Source organism: Pseudomonas sp. UBA5568 (assembly GCF_002425525.1).
GTDB classification, from domain to species: domain Bacteria; phylum Pseudomonadota; class Gammaproteobacteria; order Pseudomonadales; family Pseudomonadaceae; genus Aquipseudomonas; species Aquipseudomonas fulva.
In genome coordinates this window covers 54,864-72,515 of the sequence record NZ_DIMK01000039.1, presented here as the reverse complement: position 1 = coordinate 72,515, position 17,652 = coordinate 54,864, and the positions used below count along the sequence as shown (strand labels likewise).

At 61.9% G+C, this 17,652-nt stretch carries 22 protein-coding genes; 11 read left to right on the top strand and 11 right to left on the bottom strand.

The features are described from left to right. Positions 1–5: 5 nt before the first annotated feature. Genes mlaD through B2S33_RS12085 form a run of 3 tightly spaced genes read right to left on the bottom strand, consistent with a single transcriptional unit; the run spans position 6 to position 2,097 of the window. Complete coding sequence (mlaD, locus tag B2S33_RS12095) at positions 6–491, bottom strand: outer membrane lipid asymmetry maintenance protein MlaD (RefSeq protein ID WP_023533426.1); 486 nt, start codon at positions 489–491, stop codon at positions 6–8. Beyond that, on the bottom strand, positions 491–1,288 hold the full coding sequence (mlaE, locus tag B2S33_RS12090; RefSeq protein ID WP_023533432.1) for a lipid asymmetry maintenance ABC transporter permease subunit MlaE: 798 nt from the start codon (positions 1,286–1,288) through the stop codon (positions 491–493). Before mlaE ends, mlaD begins: the two co-directional genes overlap by 1 nt. Next, positions 1,288–2,097: an ATP-binding cassette domain-containing protein gene (locus B2S33_RS12085; protein ID WP_023533446.1), complete on the bottom strand. Its 810-nt coding sequence runs from the start codon at positions 2,095–2,097 to the stop codon at positions 1,288–1,290. The genes mlaE and B2S33_RS12085 overlap by 1 nt, the downstream gene beginning before the upstream one ends. Positions 2,098–2,344: 247 nt before the next feature. On the opposite strand from B2S33_RS12085, the gene B2S33_RS12080 reads away from it, so the two are divergent. From B2S33_RS12080 to B2S33_RS12035, 10 genes are all read left to right on the top strand, one after another. After that, entirely contained in the window at positions 2,345–3,319 is a 975-nt protein-coding gene (locus tag B2S33_RS12080) for a KpsF/GutQ family sugar-phosphate isomerase (protein ID WP_027913746.1), read from the top strand. An 11-nt stretch (positions 3,320–3,330) separates the two neighbouring features. Then, the gene (locus B2S33_RS12075) at positions 3,331–3,855 is read left to right on the top strand and encodes a KdsC family phosphatase (protein WP_027913745.1); all 525 of its coding nucleotides are present in this window, start codon (positions 3,331–3,333) and stop codon (positions 3,853–3,855) included. A gap of 8 nt (positions 3,856–3,863) precedes the next feature. Beyond that, positions 3,864–4,436, top strand: coding sequence for an LPS export ABC transporter periplasmic protein LptC (lptC, locus tag B2S33_RS12070; protein ID WP_028687057.1), 573 nt, complete (start codon positions 3,864–3,866; stop codon positions 4,434–4,436). Next, positions 4,423–4,947 carry a lipopolysaccharide transport periplasmic protein LptA gene (gene lptA / locus B2S33_RS12065; protein ID WP_023533341.1) on the top strand — a complete coding sequence of 175 codons (525 nt, stop codon included), beginning with the start codon at positions 4,423–4,425 and terminating at the stop codon, positions 4,945–4,947. The genes lptC and lptA overlap by 14 nt, the downstream gene beginning before the upstream one ends. Continuing rightward, a complete protein-coding gene (gene lptB / locus B2S33_RS12060; protein WP_288650362.1) occupies positions 4,948–5,673 on the top strand; it encodes an LPS export ABC transporter ATP-binding protein in 726 nt (241 codons plus the stop codon). Positions 5,674–5,848: 175 nt separating this feature from the next. Beyond that, the gene (locus tag B2S33_RS12055; protein WP_288650361.1) at positions 5,849–7,342 is read left to right on the top strand and encodes an RNA polymerase factor sigma-54; all 1,494 of its coding nucleotides are present in this window, start codon (positions 5,849–5,851) and stop codon (positions 7,340–7,342) included. An 81-nt stretch (positions 7,343–7,423) separates the two neighbouring features. Further along, positions 7,424–7,732, top strand: a complete 309-nt coding sequence (hpf, locus tag B2S33_RS12050; protein ID WP_003255135.1) for a ribosome hibernation-promoting factor, HPF/YfiA family — start codon at positions 7,424–7,426, stop codon at positions 7,730–7,732. Positions 7,733–7,744: 12 nt separating this feature from the next. Continuing rightward, a complete protein-coding gene (ptsN, locus tag B2S33_RS12045) occupies positions 7,745–8,209 on the top strand; it encodes a PTS IIA-like nitrogen regulatory protein PtsN (RefSeq protein WP_027913742.1) in 465 nt (154 codons plus the stop codon). Between the two features lie 2 nt (positions 8,210–8,211). Continuing rightward, a complete protein-coding gene (gene rapZ, locus B2S33_RS12040) occupies positions 8,212–9,066 on the top strand; it encodes an RNase adapter RapZ (RefSeq protein ID WP_023533444.1) in 855 nt (284 codons plus the stop codon). 19 nt (positions 9,067–9,085) lie between these two features. Continuing rightward, complete coding sequence (locus tag B2S33_RS12035) at positions 9,086–9,358, top strand: HPr family phosphocarrier protein (protein ID WP_027913741.1); 273 nt, start codon at positions 9,086–9,088, stop codon at positions 9,356–9,358. A gap of 85 nt (positions 9,359–9,443) precedes the next feature. On the opposite strand, the gene B2S33_RS12030 is transcribed toward B2S33_RS12035, so the two are convergent. The 6 genes from B2S33_RS12030 to pmbA form a co-directional block, all read right to left on the bottom strand. Further along, the gene (locus B2S33_RS12030; RefSeq protein ID WP_288650382.1) at positions 9,444–10,331 is read right to left on the bottom strand and encodes a ZIP family metal transporter; all 888 of its coding nucleotides are present in this window, start codon (positions 10,329–10,331) and stop codon (positions 9,444–9,446) included. Between the two features lie 11 nt (positions 10,332–10,342). Further along, positions 10,343–10,954 (bottom strand): superoxide dismutase, encoded by a 612-nt coding sequence (locus B2S33_RS12025; protein WP_028687054.1) that lies wholly within the window; start codon positions 10,952–10,954, stop codon positions 10,343–10,345. A gap of 1 nt (position 10,955) precedes the next feature. Then, positions 10,956–11,384 (bottom strand): hypothetical protein, encoded by a 429-nt coding sequence (locus B2S33_RS12020; RefSeq protein WP_028687053.1) that lies wholly within the window; start codon positions 11,382–11,384, stop codon positions 10,956–10,958. Positions 11,385–11,411: 27 nt separating this feature from the next. Beyond that, positions 11,412–12,788, bottom strand: a complete 1,377-nt coding sequence (locus B2S33_RS12015) for a class II fumarate hydratase (RefSeq protein ID WP_288650360.1) — start codon at positions 12,786–12,788, stop codon at positions 11,412–11,414. Further along, complete coding sequence (locus tag B2S33_RS12010; RefSeq protein ID WP_027913736.1) at positions 12,763–13,182, bottom strand: hypothetical protein; 420 nt, start codon at positions 13,180–13,182, stop codon at positions 12,763–12,765. Before B2S33_RS12010 ends, B2S33_RS12015 begins: the two co-directional genes overlap by 26 nt. Positions 13,183–13,331: 149 nt before the next feature. After that, the gene (gene pmbA, locus B2S33_RS12005; RefSeq protein WP_027913735.1) at positions 13,332–14,678 is read right to left on the bottom strand and encodes a metalloprotease PmbA; all 1,347 of its coding nucleotides are present in this window, start codon (positions 14,676–14,678) and stop codon (positions 13,332–13,334) included. A 109-nt stretch (positions 14,679–14,787) separates the two neighbouring features. Here pmbA and yjgA point away from each other — a divergent pair, with 109 nt between their 5' ends. Beyond that, positions 14,788–15,309, top strand: coding sequence for a ribosome biogenesis factor YjgA (gene yjgA, locus B2S33_RS12000; protein WP_023533376.1), 522 nt, complete (start codon positions 14,788–14,790; stop codon positions 15,307–15,309). 35 nt (positions 15,310–15,344) lie between these two features. On the opposite strand, the gene tldD is transcribed toward yjgA, so the two are convergent. Further along, a complete protein-coding gene (tldD, locus tag B2S33_RS11995) occupies positions 15,345–16,784 on the bottom strand; it encodes a metalloprotease TldD (protein ID WP_028687050.1) in 1,440 nt (479 codons plus the stop codon). A 2-nt stretch (positions 16,785–16,786) separates the two neighbouring features. After that, positions 16,787–17,638, bottom strand: coding sequence for a carbon-nitrogen hydrolase family protein (locus B2S33_RS11990; protein WP_088523092.1), 852 nt, complete (start codon positions 17,636–17,638; stop codon positions 16,787–16,789). Between the last annotated feature and the right edge of the window lie 14 nt (positions 17,639–17,652).

Genomic DNA, 17,652 nt, shown 5'->3' with positions numbered 1-17,652 from the left:
ACTCCTCAGTTGTCCGGTTGCGCGTCTCTGGGTTCCTTGCCAACGGAGTTGAGCAGGAACTTGCCAATCAGGTCTTCGAGTACCAGCGACGATTGGGTATCGTGAATGGTCGCACCCTCCTTGAGCACGTCTTCCTCACCGCCCACGCTGATGCCAATGTATTTCTCGCCAAGCAGCCCGGCAGTCAGGATCGACGCCGTGGAGTCGGTCGGCAGGTTATCCACCGACTTGTCCAGTTGCAGCGTCACCCGACCGGTGTACGAATCACGGTCCAGGTCGATGGCGGTGACCTTGCCAATGGTGACGCCGGCCATGGTCACCTTCGCTCTGACAGTCAAACCGGCGATATTGTCGAAGTAGGCATAAACTTTGTACGTATCGGTGGCGGGGCTGGCCGACAGGCCACTGACGCGCAGGGCCAGCATCAGCAACGCCAGAATGCCGGCCAGGAGGAACAGGCCGACACCGATTTCCAGGGTGCGGTTTTGCATCAGAAATCTCCAAACATCAAAGCGGTCAGAATAAAGTCCAGACCCAGTACAGCCAGCGAGGCATAGACCACGGTCTTGGTAGTGGCACGGCTGATCCCTTCGGAAGTGGGCTCGCAGTCATACCCTTGGAACACGGCAATCCAGGTGGTGACGAAGGCGAACACCAGGCTCTTGATCAACCCGTTGAGCACATCGTCGGTAAAGGAGACACTGTTCTGCATGTTGGCCCAGAAAGACCCTTCATAGACGCCCAGCCAGTCGACCGCCACCCACGAGCCACCCCAGATCCCCACCACGCTGAAGATCAGCGCCAGCAACGGCAATGAGATGAACCCTGCCCAAAGACGCGGCGCAACGATGTATTTGAGGGGGTCTACGCCGATCATCTCGAGGCTGGAAAGCTGCTCGGTGGACTTCATGTTGCCGATCTCGGCCGTCAGGGCGGACCCGGCTCGGCCCGCGAACAGCAAGGCGGTCACCACCGGGCCCAGTTCGCGCAGCAGGGTCAGGGCAACCATCTGCCCCACCGCCTGCTCGGAGCCGTACTTGGTGAGGATGCTGTAGCCCTGCAGGGCCAGCACCATGCCGATGAACATGCCCGAGACCACCACGATGGCCAGGGACAGCACACCCACCGAATACAGCTGGCGAGTGAGCAGTTGGAAGCCGCCGCCGATGCCGCCGCGCCCAACCAGGGCATGGAACAGGAACAGGCAGGACCGCCCTAGCACCGCCAGCACGTCAATGGACGAGCGCCCCAGCAGGCGCACACGCTCAAGAATGGATTTCTGACGCATCAGCGCGCCCCCAACAGGTCGGCGCGGTAATCGGGCGCGGGGAAATGGAACGGCACGGGGCCATCGGGATCGCCTTTCATGAACTGGCGAATGCGCGGGTTATCGGAACCCATCAATTCGTCCGGCGTACCTTGCCCCAGCACCTGGCCATCGCCCACCACATAGATGTAGTCGGCGATGCTGGCAGTTTCTGCCAGGTCATGGGACACCACGATGCTGGTAATGCCCAGGGCATCGTTGAGCAGGCGAATCAAGCGCACCAGCACCCCCATGGCGATCGGGTCCTGGCCTACGAAGGGCTCGTCGTACATGAGGATCTGCGGGTCCAGGGCGATGGCCCGGGCCAGAGCCACGCGCCGCTTCATGCCGCCGGACAATTCGTCCGGCATCAGGTCGATGGCGCCGCGCAAGCCCACTGCCTGCAGCTTCATCAGCACGATGTCGCGAATCATCTCGTCCGGCAGTTGTGTGTGCACGCGCAGGGGGAACGCCACGTTTTCGAAGACATCGAGGTCGGTGAAAAGGGCACCACTCTGGAACAGCACGCCCATCTGCTTGCGTGCATCGAACAGGTCACTGCGCGAAAGCGCCGGCAGGTTCTGCCCGGCCACCCACACTTCCCCACTTGCAGGGCGCAGTTGCGCACCCATCAGACGAAGCAACGTGGTCTTGCCGCAACCCGATGGCCCCATGATGCCGGTGACCTTGCCGCGTGGGATACGGATGTCGACATTGTTGAAAATGCTGCGTGAACCGCGTTTGAAGGTAACCCCCTTCAACTCGACCGCGCAGGCGCTATCCACACTCATCTAGACTCCTTGCTAGTGCAGCCCTGTCCTAGTGGACGTCAGCCTTCATCGGGAAGGCACACGCCCCGGGCCAGGCCGAATAGCCGCGAACTATAACACCGCTCTGAACGCCGCCCCAAGGCCGTACCGCCCGCTGTTCAGCTAGTCGACAGCGTTTGGGGATATTGCCTACGACAATCGAAAGCGTGAGGGTTTCAATCATTACCGCTATAATCGCCGCCTTTTTATCAGACACTGCTTTTTCGACATGAGCCAATCCAGCGAGCTGATCCAATCCGCCCAACGCACCCTGCGCCTGGAACTCGAGGCCGTCACGGCCCTGATCGAGCGTATCGGCGACGACTTCGTCAAAGCCTGCGAGCTGATCCTGGCCAGCAAAGGCCGCGTCGTGGTGGTCGGCATGGGCAAGTCCGGGCATATCGGCAACAAGATCGCCGCCACCCTGGCCAGTACCGGCACACCGGCCTTCTTCGTGCACCCGGCCGAAGCCAGCCATGGCGACATGGGCATGATCACCCGCGACGACGTGATTCTCGCGCTGTCGAACTCTGGCAGTACTGCCGAAATCATCACCCTCTTGCCACTGATCAAGCGCCTGGGCATCAAGCTGGTGAGCCTGACCGGCAACCCGGCCTCGTCCCTGGCCCAGGCCGCCGACGTCAACCTCGACGCCAGCGTCGCCCAGGAAGCCTGCCCGTTGAACCTGGCGCCCACATCCTCCACCACCGCCTCGCTGGTGCTGGGGGATGCCCTTGCCATCGCCCTGCTCGAAGCACGCGGGTTCACCGCCGAGGATTTTGCCTTCTCCCACCCCGGCGGTGCGCTGGGGCGCAGGTTGCTGCTCAAGGTCGAGAACGTGATGCATGCCGGCGACGACCTGCCCAAGGTGACGCGCGGCACACTGCTCAAGGACGCCCTGCTTGAAATGTCCCGCAAAGGCCTGGGCATGACCGTGATCATCGAAGACGATGGCACGCTGGCCGGCGTCTTCACCGACGGCGACCTGCGCCGCAGCCTGGACCGCAACATCGATGTGCGCACCGCCTTGATCGAGGAGGTGATGACGGTACACGGCAAGACCGCCCGGGCCGAAATGCTGGCCGCCGAAGCGTTGAAAATCATGGAAGACAACAAGATTGGCGCACTGGTGGTGGTGGACGCCCACGACCGCCCCACCGGCGCCCTGAACATGCACGATCTGCTGCGCGCTGGCGTACTGTGAGGAGCTCCACGATGAATCAGGATCTGATGCAACGCGCCAAGGCCATCAAGCTGGCGGTCTTCGACGTCGATGGTGTACTCACCGACGGGCGTCTCTATTTTCTTGAAGACGGCAGCGAGTTCAAGACCTTCAATACCCTCGACGGGCACGGCATCAAGATGCTGATGGCGTCTGGCGTTACGACCGCGATCATCAGTGGGCGCAAGACACCGGTCGTCGAGCGCAGGGCGAAGAACCTCGGCATCGCGCATCTGTATCAGGGGCGCGAAGACAAACTCGTGGTGCTCGACGGCCTGCTCGCCGAGCTGGGCCTGAGCTATGATCAGGTGGCTTACCTTGGCGATGACCTGCCGGACTTGCCGGTCATTCGGCGCGTAGCTCTGGGCATGGCCGTCGCCAACGCGGCGCCGTTCGTGCGCGAGCACGCTCACGGCGTGACCCAGGCCCGCGGCGGCGAAGGCGCCGCACGTGAATTCTGCGAACTCATCATGCAGGCCCAGGGCACCCTGGATGCTGCCAACGCCAACTACCTGTAAGGTTGCCCATGTTCAGCAAGAAAGCCAGAAACATCGTGCTGCTCGGGGCCATTGCGGCCCTGCTGGTGGCCGTCGGCTACTGGAACGTCAGCCCGGAGAGCTTCCTGGAGAAGCCAGTCGCCCAGGTCGACGAGAGCGCCATCGACTACTACGCCATCAACGCCCACAGCGTCCAGTTCCTGCCCGACGGCAGGCTCCAGTACGAAATGACCGCCGACAAAGTCGAACATCTCAAGGCCAGCGAGGTCACGATGTTGACCACGCCGGACTTGCACCTGTACCGCGGCACGGCGTTTCCGTGGCATGTACAAAGCACCCGCGCCGAGGTCAACCCCGACGGCAGCGAGGTCGAGTTGATCGACAATGTGCGGGTTGCCCGCACTGACGAACAGAAGCGTGAGACCATCATCACCAGCTCGCGCATGACCGTGTTCCCGCAGAAGCAATATGCGCAGACCGAGCAAGCCGTTAGAATCGACGGCGCCGGTGGAACGACCACGGGCAAAGGAATGAAAGCGTACCTGAAAGAAGGCAGGATGGACCTGCTCTCTAACGTAAGAGGACAGTATGAGGCTCGTTAAAACCCTCCCCCTTTTGCTCAGCCTGAGCGCAGCACTGGGAAGCGCGAGCGCCCTCGCCCTGCCGAACGACCGTGACCAGCCGATTCGCATCCAGGCCGACAATGCGCACCTGGACGACAAGAAAGGCGTGGCCACCTATACCGGTGACGTGATCATCACCCAGGGCTCTATGATGATCAAAGGCAACACCGTAACCATCACTCGCACGAACGGTGGCGACATCGACGTGGTGACCTCGGTGGGCAACCTGGCCTATTTCGAGCAGCAACAAAGCGCGTCCAAGGCGGACAAGATGAAAGGCTGGGGCGTTACCATCCAGTACCAGGCCCAGAAAGACCTGGTGGTGCTCACCGACCGAGCCAAGGTGGAAAACGAAGGCAACACCACCGAAGGCGAGAAAATCGTCTACAACACCCAGACACAAGTGGCCACTGCCGGTCGGGGTGGCAACGTAACCACGCCACGTCAGCGTATCGACATGGTGATCCAGCCCAAGAAGAAGGCCGAGTAAATGGCAACCCTCAAAGCCCAGCACCTGGCCAAGAGCTACAAGGGCCGCCAGGTCGTGCGAGACGTCAGCCTGTCGATCGACAGCGGTCAGATCGTCGGCCTGCTCGGCCCCAATGGCGCCGGCAAGACTACGTGCTTCTACATGATCGTTGGCCTGGTTCAGGCCGATCAGGGGCGCGTGCTGATCGACAGCCTCGATGTCAGCCACCAGCCCATGCACGGTCGCGCCCGGGCCGGTGTCGGCTATCTACCGCAGGAAGCGTCGATCTTCCGCAAGCTGTCGGTGGCCGACAACATCAAGGCGATCCTGGAAACCCGCAAGGATCTTGATCGCGAGGGCCAGCGCCAGGAGCTCGAAAGCCTGCTTCAGGAATTCCACATCAGCCACATTCGCGACAACCTGGGCATGAGCCTGTCCGGCGGCGAGCGGCGGCGTGTCGAGATTGCCCGGGCATTGGCAACCTCTCCAAAATTCATCTTGCTCGACGAGCCCTTCGCAGGCGTGGACCCCATTTCGGTCGGTGATATCAAGCAGATCATTCATCACCTCAAAGCCAAGGGCATCGGTGTGCTGATCACGGACCACAACGTGCGTGAAACGCTGGATATCTGTGAAACGGCCTACATCGTCAACGACGGCCGCCTGATCGCCGAGGGCGATGCCCAGACCATCCTGGCCAATGACCTGGTGAAAGAAGTTTACCTGGGGCACGAGTTCAGGCTTTGATCACGACGCGCGCCTTGGGCACCAACAAAGACGCCCCCAAGTCGGGCCAAGTTGTTACAGTGCTCTAGGCAAACGCTACAATTTAAGGCATAAATCTTGCTTGAAATGGCGCCCCGGCGCCCTCGTGTAGTGGAAGGCGCATGTGCGCCGGCGAACAAGGTACAAAGCATCTGCCATGAAACCATCGCTCGTCCTAAAAATGGGCCAGCAACTGACGATGACACCGCAGTTGCAACAGGCCATCCGCCTGCTCCAGCTTTCCACCCTGGACCTTCAGCAGGAAATCCAGGAAGCCCTGGAGTCCAATCCGATGCTCGAGCGCCAGGAAGACGGCGACGACTTCGACAACACCGACCCCATGGCGGACAACGCCGAGAACAAACCGACCAGCGACGTCCAGGACAACAGCTTCCAGGAAACCACTGCCAGCGCCGAAAACCTCGAAGACGGCGAGTGGAACGAACGCATCCCCAACGAGCTTCCTGTCGACACCGCCTGGGAAGACATCTACCAGACCAGTGCCAGCAGCCTGCCAAGCAATGACGACGACGAGTGGGATTTCACCACCCGCACTTCGGTTGGCGAGAGCCTGCAAAGCCATCTGCTGTGGCAGTTGAACCTGGCGCCGATGTCCGACACCGACCGGCTCATTGCAGTCACCTTGATCGACAGCATCAACAATCAGGGCTATCTGGAAGACAGTCTGGAAGAGATTTGTGCAGGGTTCGACCCTGAGCTCGACATCGAGCTGGATGAAGTCGAGGCAGTGCTGCATCGTATCCAGCAATTCGAACCTGCTGGTGTCGGCGCCCGCACGCTGGGCGAATGCCTGTTGCTGCAACTGCGCCAGCTGCCGGCCAGCACCCCGTGGATGACCGAGGCCATGCGCCTGGTCAGCGACTTCATCGACCTGCTGGGAAGCCGCGACTACAGCCAGCTCATGCGCCGCATGAAACTCAAGGAAGATGAGCTGCGCCAGGTCATCGAACTGGTGCAGAGCCTCAACCCTCGCCCAGGGTCGCAGATCGAGTCCAGTGAGCCCGAGTACGTGGTGCCGGATGTGATCGTGCGCAAGGACAGCGAGCGGTGGCTGGTGGAACTGAACCAGGAGGCGGTGCCACGCCTGCGCGTTAACGCGCAATACGCCGGGTTCGTACGCCGCGCCGACACCAGTGCCGACAACACCTTCATGCGCAACCAGTTGCAGGAAGCCCGCTGGTTCATCAAGAGCCTGCAAAGCCGCAACGAAACCTTGATGAAGGTGGCTACGCAGATCGTCGAGCATCAGCGCGGTTTCCTGGACCACGGCGACGAGGCGATGAAGCCGCTGGTGCTGCACGACATCGCAGAAGCTGTGGGCATGCACGAGTCGACCATTTCCCGGGTCACCACCCAGAAGTACATGCACACCCCCCGCGGCATCTACGAGCTGAAATACTTTTTCTCGAGCCACGTCAGCACCTCCGAAGGCGGGGAATGCTCGTCCACGGCGATCCGCGCGATCATCAAGAAACTGGTTGCGGCGGAAAATCAGAAAAAGCCATTGAGTGACAGCAAGATCGCTGGTTTACTGGAGGCACAAGGCATCCAGGTCGCCCGTCGCACTGTCGCCAAGTACCGCGAGTCCCTGGGTATCGCACCCTCGAGCGAGCGCAAGCGATTGATGTAGCCCCTGAGATGTGCCACCGCGTTTGTGTGGCAGGTGCAACACCTGCCTCTTTGATGCACGGGCAACAAAAGGAGAAGCTGTATGCAAGTCAATATCAGTGGACAGCATGTAGAAGTCACCCAACCCTTGCGTGATTACGTGCTCGAAAAGCTCGCCCGCGTGGAGAGTCACTTCGACAAGATCACTAACGTGCAGGTCATCATGAAAGTCGAGAAGCTGCAGCAGAAGGTCGAAGCGACCTTGCAGATTCCTGGCGGTGAAGTGGTAGCCAACGCCGAACACGAAGACATGTATGCAGCCATCGACGCCTTGGCCGACAAGCTCGACCGCCAACTGAAAAAACACAAGGAAAAACAGCAAAGCCTGCTGCAAGGTGCAGCAGCCCGCTGATCCCCCTCATCCATGATCCGACTTGAAACCATCCTGACCCCCGGCCGTTCCCTCGTGAACGTGCCGGGCGGCAGCAAGAAGCGCGCCCTGGAAAAGGTCGCCACCCTGATTGCCGATCAAGTACCTGAACTTGAGATGCAAGACGTCTTCGAAAAACTGGTGGCCCGCGAAAAGCTGGGCTCCACTGGTTTCGGCAATGGCATCGCCATCCCCCATTGCCGCCTCGAAGGGTGCTCCTCACCGGTCAGCGCCCTTCTGCACCTTGACGCCCCCATCGATTATGACGCGATCGATGGCGCGCCCGTGGACCTGCTTTTCGTTCTGCTGGTTCCGGTTGCGGCCACCGATGCTCATCTGGAACTGCTGCGCCAGATAGCCAGCATGCTCGATCGCAAGGACGTTCGTGATCGCCTGCGTGCAGCCCAGAGCAGCGAGGCCTTGTTCCAGGTCGTCCTGGACGTACAGAACGAGCATTGAACATGCGCTTGATCATCGTAAGTGGCCGGTCCGGCTCCGGTAAGAGCACGGCCCTCGATGTCCTCGAAGACAACGGTTTCTACTGCATCGACAATTTGCCCGCCGGGCTGCTGCCGCAGTTGGCGGAAAGCGCGCTGCTCAACACCGAATTGCCGCAGCCCAAGGTTGCCGTATCGATTGACGCACGCAACCTGCCAAGCCACTTGTCGCGCTTTCCCGAACTGCTCGAACAAGCGCGTGCTCGTCACATCCAGTGCGACGTGCTGTACCTCGATGCCGACGAAGACACGCTGCTCAAGCGTTTTTCCGAAACCCGCCGACGCCACCCGTTGACCAATGCCGATCGCTCACTGGCCGAGGCGATTCGCGTCGAACGGGATTTGCTGGGGCCGATAGCTGACCTGGCCGATCTCAAGATCGACACCACCCGCCTGAATCTCTATCAGCTGCGTGACTCGATCAAGCTGCGCTTGTTGGACAAGCCAGAACCGGGTACGGCTTTTCTGGTGGAGTCATTCGGCTTCAAGCGGGGCATGCCGGTCGATGCCGATCTGGTGTTCGACGTGCGCTGCCTGCCCAACCCATACTGGAAGCCAGAACTGCGCGAGCATTCCGGCCTTGAACAACCCGTCATCGACTACCTCGCGGCTCAGCCGGACGTCGAAGAGATGTTCACCGATATTTCCAGCTACCTGCTCAAGTGGCTGCCACGGTTCGCCGCCAGCAACCGTGCCTATGTCACCATCGCCATCGGATGCACTGGCGGCCATCATCGCTCGGTGTACCTCACCGAACGGCTGGGCCAGTTGCTCCAGCAATCTTTGAAAAACGTCCAGGTTCGCCACCGCGACCTCTAGCCCAAGGATCCGCCAGCTCATGCCCGCCCGCGAAATCACCATCATCAACAAACTGGGTCTGCATGCCCGGGCGGCAGCCAAATTCGTCGGGGTTGCCGGTCGCTTTCCCTGTCAGGTCAAGGTAGGTCGTGCACCGGACAAGCTGGTCGATGGCAAGAGCATCATGGGGGTCATGATGCTGGCGGCGGGTAAAGGCACTCAGGTCCACCTGCTCACCGAAGGCGAACAGGACAGCGAAGCCATGGAGGCACTGGTCGAGTTGATCAACAACTATTTCGACGAGGGGGAGTAACACCTCGGCACGGCCAGCAAGCGTTTACATCGGCCGCCGCCAAGCGTGACGCCCTCCTCCTCGCGCCCGCAGTCTGGCGGGCGCTTCAGGACATCGCGGTATCCATCACCATCATCAGGCAGAAACCGATGCACAGCCCCAGGCTGGCCAGGCGGTGATTACCGTGGCTGCGTGATTCGGGGATGATTTCCTGGGTCACGACCAGCAGCATCGCCCCTGCAGCGCAGGCGAGGCCCAGGGGCAACAGCAGTTGCGCCACATTCACCAGCCAGGCGCAGATAACGGCTGCCACGGGCTCCACCAGACCGGAGGCGGCGCCGATGAGAAAGGCCTTGAAGCGCGACATGCCAGCCCCGGCGAGCACCAGCGCAATGACCAGCCCCTCCGGTACATCCTGCAAGGCGATGCCCATTGCCAGGCTGTCGGCATCTGCCATGCCCCCGCCTGCAGACACGCCTATGGCCATGCCCTCTGGAATGTTGTGGGCGATGATGGCGAACACGAACAGCCACACGCGCGAAGCGATGACCGGCTCGTCAGGGGTCAGCCCTGAGGACGAGCCTGGCGAGAGTTTCAGGTCCACCAGGTAAAGGCACAACGCGCCTGTCAGCAGGCCCGCGCTGATGAGGCCGCCGGCTCCCCATGCACCAAAACCAATGGCCTGAGCGGCCTCCAACCCAGGCACTATCAGCGAGAAGGCCGTGGCCGCCAACATGACGCCAGCACCAAAGCCCAACAGTGTATCGGCCAATGCCACGGGCATGGTGCGGATAACCAGTACCGGCACCGCACCCAGGGCCGTCCCCAACGCGCACAGCGCGCCGCCCTCAAGCGCGCGCAACATACGTGGGTCCAGGTCGAGCCAGGCAAATGCGCGCGCCACCAGCAGCGCGGTACCCGCCAGCAGCAACAGGGTTCCAAGCGCCAGCCTGAACAGGCGCACGCTGCTGACGGACATGACTTCGGCGCGCATACCTGCCTGGCTCATTTCATGGCATCGAGGTAGCGGCGATTCACTTGCGCCCAGTCGATGACGTTGTAGAAGGCCCCGATGTATTCAGGCCGACGGTTCTGATACTTCAGGTAGTACGCGTGCTCCCAGACGTCCAGGCCGAGGATCGGTGTGTGGCCATGCATCAACGGGCTGTCCTGGTTGCCACTGCTCTCGACCACGAGGGTCCGCTGCGGGGTAACGCTCAGCCAGGCCCAACCACTGCCGAAGCGGGTGAGCGCGGCCTTGGTGAAGGCTTCCTTGAATGCCTCGAAGCCACCCAATTGTGTGTCGATGGCACGGGCAACTTCGCCCTGGGGCTCGCCTCCACCACGGGGGGACATCACCGCCCAGAACAGGCTGTGGTTGGCATGTCCGCCGCCATGGTTGGTCACGGCGCCTCGCAGGTTTTCAGGTAACTGCTCGACCTGCGCCACCAGCTTTTCCACCGGCCAGTCGGCCCATTCACTGTTCTCGACCGCTGCGTTGAGGCCATTGACGTACGTCTGGTGATGCTTGGTGTGATGGATCTCCATGGTCTGCGTGTCGATGTGCGGTTCCAGCGCATCGTAGGCGTAGGGCAGTGCAGGCAATGCATGAGGCATGTCAATGGACTCCGTGGGCAGGTTGAAGTGAACAGGCGCTGTGTCGGTTGAGCAGGTGCTCGGTGCGCGGGTACTGGCCGTGTTCGGCGATGAAACTCAACAACTCGGTGTAGGTACGGGCGCTGTGGCGCAGTGCGGCATCACGCAGCGCCCGTGGCAGGCACACGTCCTGACTGGCCTGCAACAGCCGTTGGTGCACGGCGCACAGGTAATCGGCGCTTTCATGGGGCTGCTGCAGACGCAGGTGCAGGTCGGCCAGGTTGTGATGCGCGATCACCAATGAGGCCACGGCTTGATCGGCATCCTCCCAGCGCGTGAACAGCACTTGGGCCAATGCCAGGGCCTGGAGGTAGTGTTCGCGAGCATCCACCAGCTCACCTTGCGAGAACAGCTGATTGGCGACTTGCGTGATGCGTTTCCAGTGCTGCATGACGAGCCTCCAGGGCCATTGCGCTGTTCAGATACCACCGGCGGTCAGCTTTTCCGGATTCAGCAAGGCCTGCAACCGATCACGGGAAAGGTCGGTGTGCTCCAGCGCCACATCGATGATGGGCCGCCCTTGCGCATAAGCGGCCTTGGCGATCTCGGCTGCCTTGAGGTAACCAATGATCGGGTTCAGTGCCGTGACCAGGATCGGGTTACGCGCCAACGCCTCGTTGAGTTTGTTTTCATTGACCTTGAATGTGGCAATGGCTTTGTCTGCCAGCAACCGGCTGACATTGGCCATCAGCTCGATGCTTTCGAGCAGGTTACGGGCGATGACCGGCAACATGACATTGAGCTCGAAGTTGCCGGACTGCCCCGCTACCGCGATCGTTGCGTCATTGCCGATGACCTGAGCGGCGACCATGGCGGTGGCTTCAGGAATCACCGGATTGACCTTTCCAGGCATGATCGACGAGCCAGGTTGCAAGCCCTGCAGCTCGATTTCACCCAAGCCCGCCAAGGGCCCCGAGTTCATCCAGCGCAGGTCGTTGGCGATCTTCATCAACGCCACCGCCGTGGTCTTGAGCTGGCCAGACAGTGCAACGGCAGTGTCCTGGGAGCCGATCAGGGCAAACAGATTCTGAGCAGGGCGAAACGCTACGCCCGTCAACGCGCTGAGGTGACGGGCGAAGCCGGCTGCGAAATCAGGATGGGCGTTGATCCCGGTGCCCACGGCCGTGCCGCCCTGGGCCAGGGCCTGCAGGCTAGGCAAGGTGGCCTCTATGTGCGCCTTGGCACCAGCGACCTGCGCCGCCCAGCCATCGAGCACTTGGCTCATGCGTACAGGCATGGCATCCATCAAGTGCGTACGGCCTGTCTTGATATAGGGACGAACCTGGATCGACTTGGCTTCGATCACCTGCACAAGGTGGCTCAGCGCTGGCAGCAGTTGCTCGTGGAGCGCAAGGGCTGCGCTCACATGAATGGTGGTAGGAATGATGTCATTGCTGCTCTGCCCGCAATTGACGTGGTCATTGGGATTGACCGCTTCGCTCGAGGCTCGGCTGGCCAGCGTTGCAATCACTTCGTTGGCGTTCATGTTGGAACTGGTGCCGGAACCGGTCTGGAACACATCGACCGGAAAATGCACGCTGAAGTCTTCTGCCAACAGTTGCTGTACGGCCGTGACGATCGCCTGGCCTTGCTGCTCAGACAACTGCTCCAGTTCGACGTTGGCGTTAGCCGCCGCTGCCTTGGCCAGCAGCAGCGCGCGTATGAACTGGGCAGGCATGCGCTGGCCACTGATGGGGAAATTGTCGACCGCACGCTGGGTCTGCGCGCCGTACAGCGCGTCTGCCGGCACGTGCAACTCGCCCATGCTGTCACGCTCGATGCGGGTATTGATCATCATCGGGTCCTTGCATCAATTCATCGGGGGAAATCGAGGGCAGCAAACGGCAATTGGCCAGTTGCAGGGCATAGGGCTGCCAGCGCTGGTTCTGTTCCTGTCGGTCGAGGTTGCGCAGGATCAACAGTGGCCGCCAGGCCTGATCCAGGCACTGGCAGCGCCAGTGCCAAGGCAGCATGCGGTCGCAGGCGGTATCGAGCAGCAGGCGGAAGGAGGTCAATGCCACCGTCCAGGGTGACGTCTGGGTGCAACACACCAGGTAACGCCCTTCCGCCAGGTAATGTTCGATCAGGCGCGGCTCATCGGGCTCGAGCGCACAGCGGATCCGGCGACTGAGCCAGCGCCAGTTTTCGAGATAGGGCAGTTCGCGAAGGGCGGTCGTCATGAACATCATCATCGTGCAGCTGTGAAATGATATTCATTATTAATTGATAAACAGAATCAATTCAACCCATAGATGGTGTGAAGGGGCCGCCGCTTGATCTTCTGCCGCGAAAAAAAAAGGGGCCGCTGCGCGGCCCCAACGGCTTCACATGAAGAGGATCAACTACCGGCAACCATCATCCGCTCGATCAACACCGAGCCTGTATGAATGTTGCTGCGGGTCTCCAGGTCGCTGCCAATCGCCACGATCTGCTTGAACATGTCCTTCATGTTGCCCGCGATGGTGACTTCCTGGACGGCGTACTGGATCTCGCCATTCTCGACCCAGAAACCGGCCGCGCCACGGGAATAGTCCCCTGTCACCATGTTCAGGCCATGGCCCATCAATTCGGTGACCAGCAGGCCGCGCCCCATGCGTCGGATCAACGCGGCCTGGTCTTCACTGCCATGGGTGACGAACAGGTTGTGCACGCCGCCTGAGTTGGCGGTACTGGGCAGACCCAGTTTGCGCCCCGAGTAGGTACCGAGCAGGTAGGACACCAGCTGGCCCTTATCCACGAACGGTTTGGCGTAGGTTGCCAGGCCATCACCATCGAACGCTGCGCTGCCCAACGCGCGCGGGATGTGAGGGCGCTCGTCCAAGGTCAGCCAGGCAGGGAACAACTGTTGGCCGAGGGCGCCTTCAAGGAAGGAGGACTTGCGGTACAGGTTCCCACCGGAAACCGCCGACAGGAAGCTGCCGAACAGCCCGCCTGCCAATTCGGCCGAGAACAGTACCGGCACCTCACAGGTCGGCACCGGCCGTGCGCCCAGGCGACTGGCGGCGCGTTGGGCGGCGCGGATACCGATGCTGCGCGGGTCAGCCAGCAGGTTACCTTGGCGATTGACGTCGTACCAGTAGTCACGCTGCATCTGCCCATCGCCCTCGGCGATCATCACGCAGCTCAGGCTGTGACGGGTGGAGGCGTAGCCACCGACAAAGCCGTTGCTGTTGCCATACACCCTGCACCCCTGGTGGGTGTTGAGCGAGGTGCCATCGGCGTTGAGAATTCGAGGATCAGCGTCGAAGGCCGCAGCTTCGCACGCCAAGGCCATTTCAATGGCCTTCTCCGGCTCCAGGTTCCAGTCGTGGTAGAGGTCGAGGTCCGGAACATCGCGGGCCATCAGGGCGGCGTCGGCAAGCCCGGCGCATTCGTCCTCGGAGGTGTGCTTGGCAATGGCCAGCGCAGCTGCGACGGTTTCGCGAATGGCGTCCGAACCACTGGCCGAGGTGCTGGCCGAGCCTTTGCGCTGCCCGACGTACAGGGTGATACCAAAGCCCTGGTCACGGTTGAACTCAACCGTCTCGACCTCGCGCTGGCGGACCGTGGTGGACAGGCCCTGCTCCAGCGACACCGCCACTTCGCAGGCGCTGGCACCCTGGCGGCGGGCCTCGGCAATGATCGCTTCGACCTGCTCTTGCAAGGCTGGCAGATCGTTCGGGCCGATACTCTGGACTGCACTCATGGTTTTCTCCACTCAGAATTCTGCGTTCGGCAAGGGCCATTCAACGGCCGGGCCGGACAAGCGGCCCCCGACTGGTTATCATGGCGGCGATCTTTAGCGGACTGCCACCATGGTTGATTCAAACGACGACGCCTTCGACGGCGAAAAAAGCAAAACCCAGATCAAGCGCGAACTGCATGCGCTGGTCGAACTCGGCGAGCGGCTCACCACCCTCAAGGCCGACACCCTGGCGCGCCTGCCCTTGACCGATGAACTGCGCAAGGCATTGGCCGAAGCCAGCAAGCACACCGCGCATGGGGCTCGCAAACGCCACATGTCGTTCGTCGGCAAGCTGATGCGTGTACAGGACCTGGACGCCATTCACGCCCTGCTGGAACAGATGGACAGCTCCACCCGCCAGTACAACGAGCGTTTTCACGGTCTTGAACGCTGGCGTGATCGGTTGATCGACGGCAACGACGAGGACCTCGAACGGTTCGTCAACGAATACCCGGAGACCGACCGCCAGCAGCTGCGCTCGCTGGTGCGCCATGCCCAGCACGAAAAGGCCAGGAACAAACCCCCTGCCGCTTCGCGCAAGGTGTTCAAGTACATTCGCGATCTGGACGAGCTGCAGCGCGGGCTGCGCTGATCGCGGCGGGGCCGCCTTGCGGCCCCAGCCGACCCTCACGCCCCGGTACCACCCACCGTGATCGCATCGAGTTTCAAGGTCGGTTGGCCTACACCGACCGGCACGGACTGCCCGTCCTTGCCGCATGTCCCTACCCCACTGTCGAGCGACAGGTCGTTGCCGACCATCGACACACGGCTCATCGCCTCCGGGCCATTGCCAATCAAGGTCGCGCCTTTGACCGGGGCGGTGATCTTGCCATCCTCGATCAGGTAGGCCTCGCTGGTCGAAAACACGAACTTGCCGCTGGTGATGTCCACCTGTCCGCCACCCAAATTCGCGCAGTAGATGCCCTTCTTCACCGACGCGATGATCTCCTGCGGGTCGCTTTCACCGGCCCGCATGTAAGTGTTGGTCATGCGCGGCATCGGCAAGTGGGCATAGGATTCCCGTCGGCCGTTACCCGTCACCGCCATGCCCATCAGGCGCGCATTGAGCTTGTCCTGCATGTAGCCCTTGAGCACGCCGTTTTCGATCAGGGTGGTGCACTCGGTCGGCGTGCCTTCGTCGTCCACGCTCAAGGAGCCACGTCGGCCTTCCAGGGTGCCATCATCGACGATGGTGCACAGGCTGGACGCGACCTTCTGGCCGATTCGGCCGCTGAATGCCGAACTGCCCTTGCGGTTGAAATCGCCTTCCAGGCCATGGCCAACCGCCTCGTGCAACAGCACGCCGGACCAACCAGGCCCCAGCACCACGGGCAGGGTGCCGGCAGGCGCAGCAACGGCCTCCAGGTTCACCAACGCCTGGCGCAGTGCCTCGCGGGCATAGCCCATCACCCGCTCCTCGGTGAAGAAGCGATAGTCGGTGCGCCCGCCGCCGCCCTGCCCGCCGCGTTCGCGACGGCCGTTCTGCTCGACGATGACGCTGACGTTGAAGCGCACCAGGGGCCGTACGTCGGCCGCCAGGCTGCCATCGGCGGCCGCGACCAGGATCCGCTCCCAGACGCCGGCCATGCTGACGCTGACCTGCTGGATACGCGGGTCCAGTGCACGGGTGGCGGCATCGACACGCTTGAGCAGCTCGACCTTCTCGGCACGGCTGAGCACGTCCAATGGATTATCCGCCGGGTAGAGAGTGGTCACGTCCTGGGCACGGAATGCCTGAACCGTGCCGTTCTGCCCGGCACGGGAAATCGATCGCGCGGCGCGCGCGGCAGAGGTCAAGGCTTCGAGATTGATGGCATTGCTGTAGGCAAAGCCGGTTTTTTCGCCGGCCTGGGCACGGACACCGACCCCCTGATCGAGGTTGAAGCTGCCTTCTTTGACAATCCCATCCTCCAGCGCCCAGGTTTCCGAAATCTGGCCCTGAAAGTACAGGTCGGCGGCGTCGATGCCTGGGCCGGCCAATTCACCCAGCACACTTTGCAGGCTGTCCAGGGTCAAGCCGCCTGGGGCCAGGAGCTGCTCGCTGACGGTGGATAACATCTGGCTCATAGTCACTCCGAGGTGTGCGCAGGCCGCAATGCGCCCTGCGAGAAGAAGCGCCGGTGATCGATCACCGGCATGCGCGCCCGAATGGACGCCTGTTCGTCACTGTCGCGCTCGGCAAGCAGTACCGCTTCGCCTTGCGCCTGTTGCGCCACGATGCGCCCCCATGGGTCGACGATCGCCGCGTGGCCGTGGGTCTGGCGCTGGCCGGGGTGAAGCCCGCCTTGGGCTGCGGCCAGCATGTAGCATTGCGTTTCGATGGCGCGTGCGCGGATCAGCACGTCCCAATGCGCCGCCCCTGTCACCGCCGTGAACGCCGACGGTGCACTGATCAGTTCTGCCCCGGCTGCGCGCAGGTGGCTGTACAACTCGGGAAAGCGCAGGTCGTAGCACACGCTCAGGCCCAACCGCCCCACCGGCGTATCGGCAACCACCACCTGTGCACCGGCGGCGTAATCATCGGATTCACGATAGCGGCCACGATTGTCGGCGACATCTACATCGAACAGGTGCAACTTGTCATACCGCGCGACCTGCTGCCCATGCTCGTCGATCAACAACGAACAGGCATGTGCCTTGGCCTTGGGCTGACCGGTCGGCGGCAGGGCAATGGTGCCTGCGACAATCCATAACCTAAGGTCACGAGCCACGCGTTTCAACCAGGGCAGGATCGGGCCTTCGCCGAGGGCCTCGGCGCGGCCGATCGCCGCGGCGTCTGCACGCCCCATGGCGGCGAAGTTCTCCGGCAGCACGGCCAGCCTGGCGCCACCTGATGCCGCCTGTTCCAGAAGCTTGCTCGCCTGGCGCAGGTTACCCTGCACATCATCCTGGCTGACCATCTGGATCACTGCCGCCTTCATCGACCCTCCTGGCG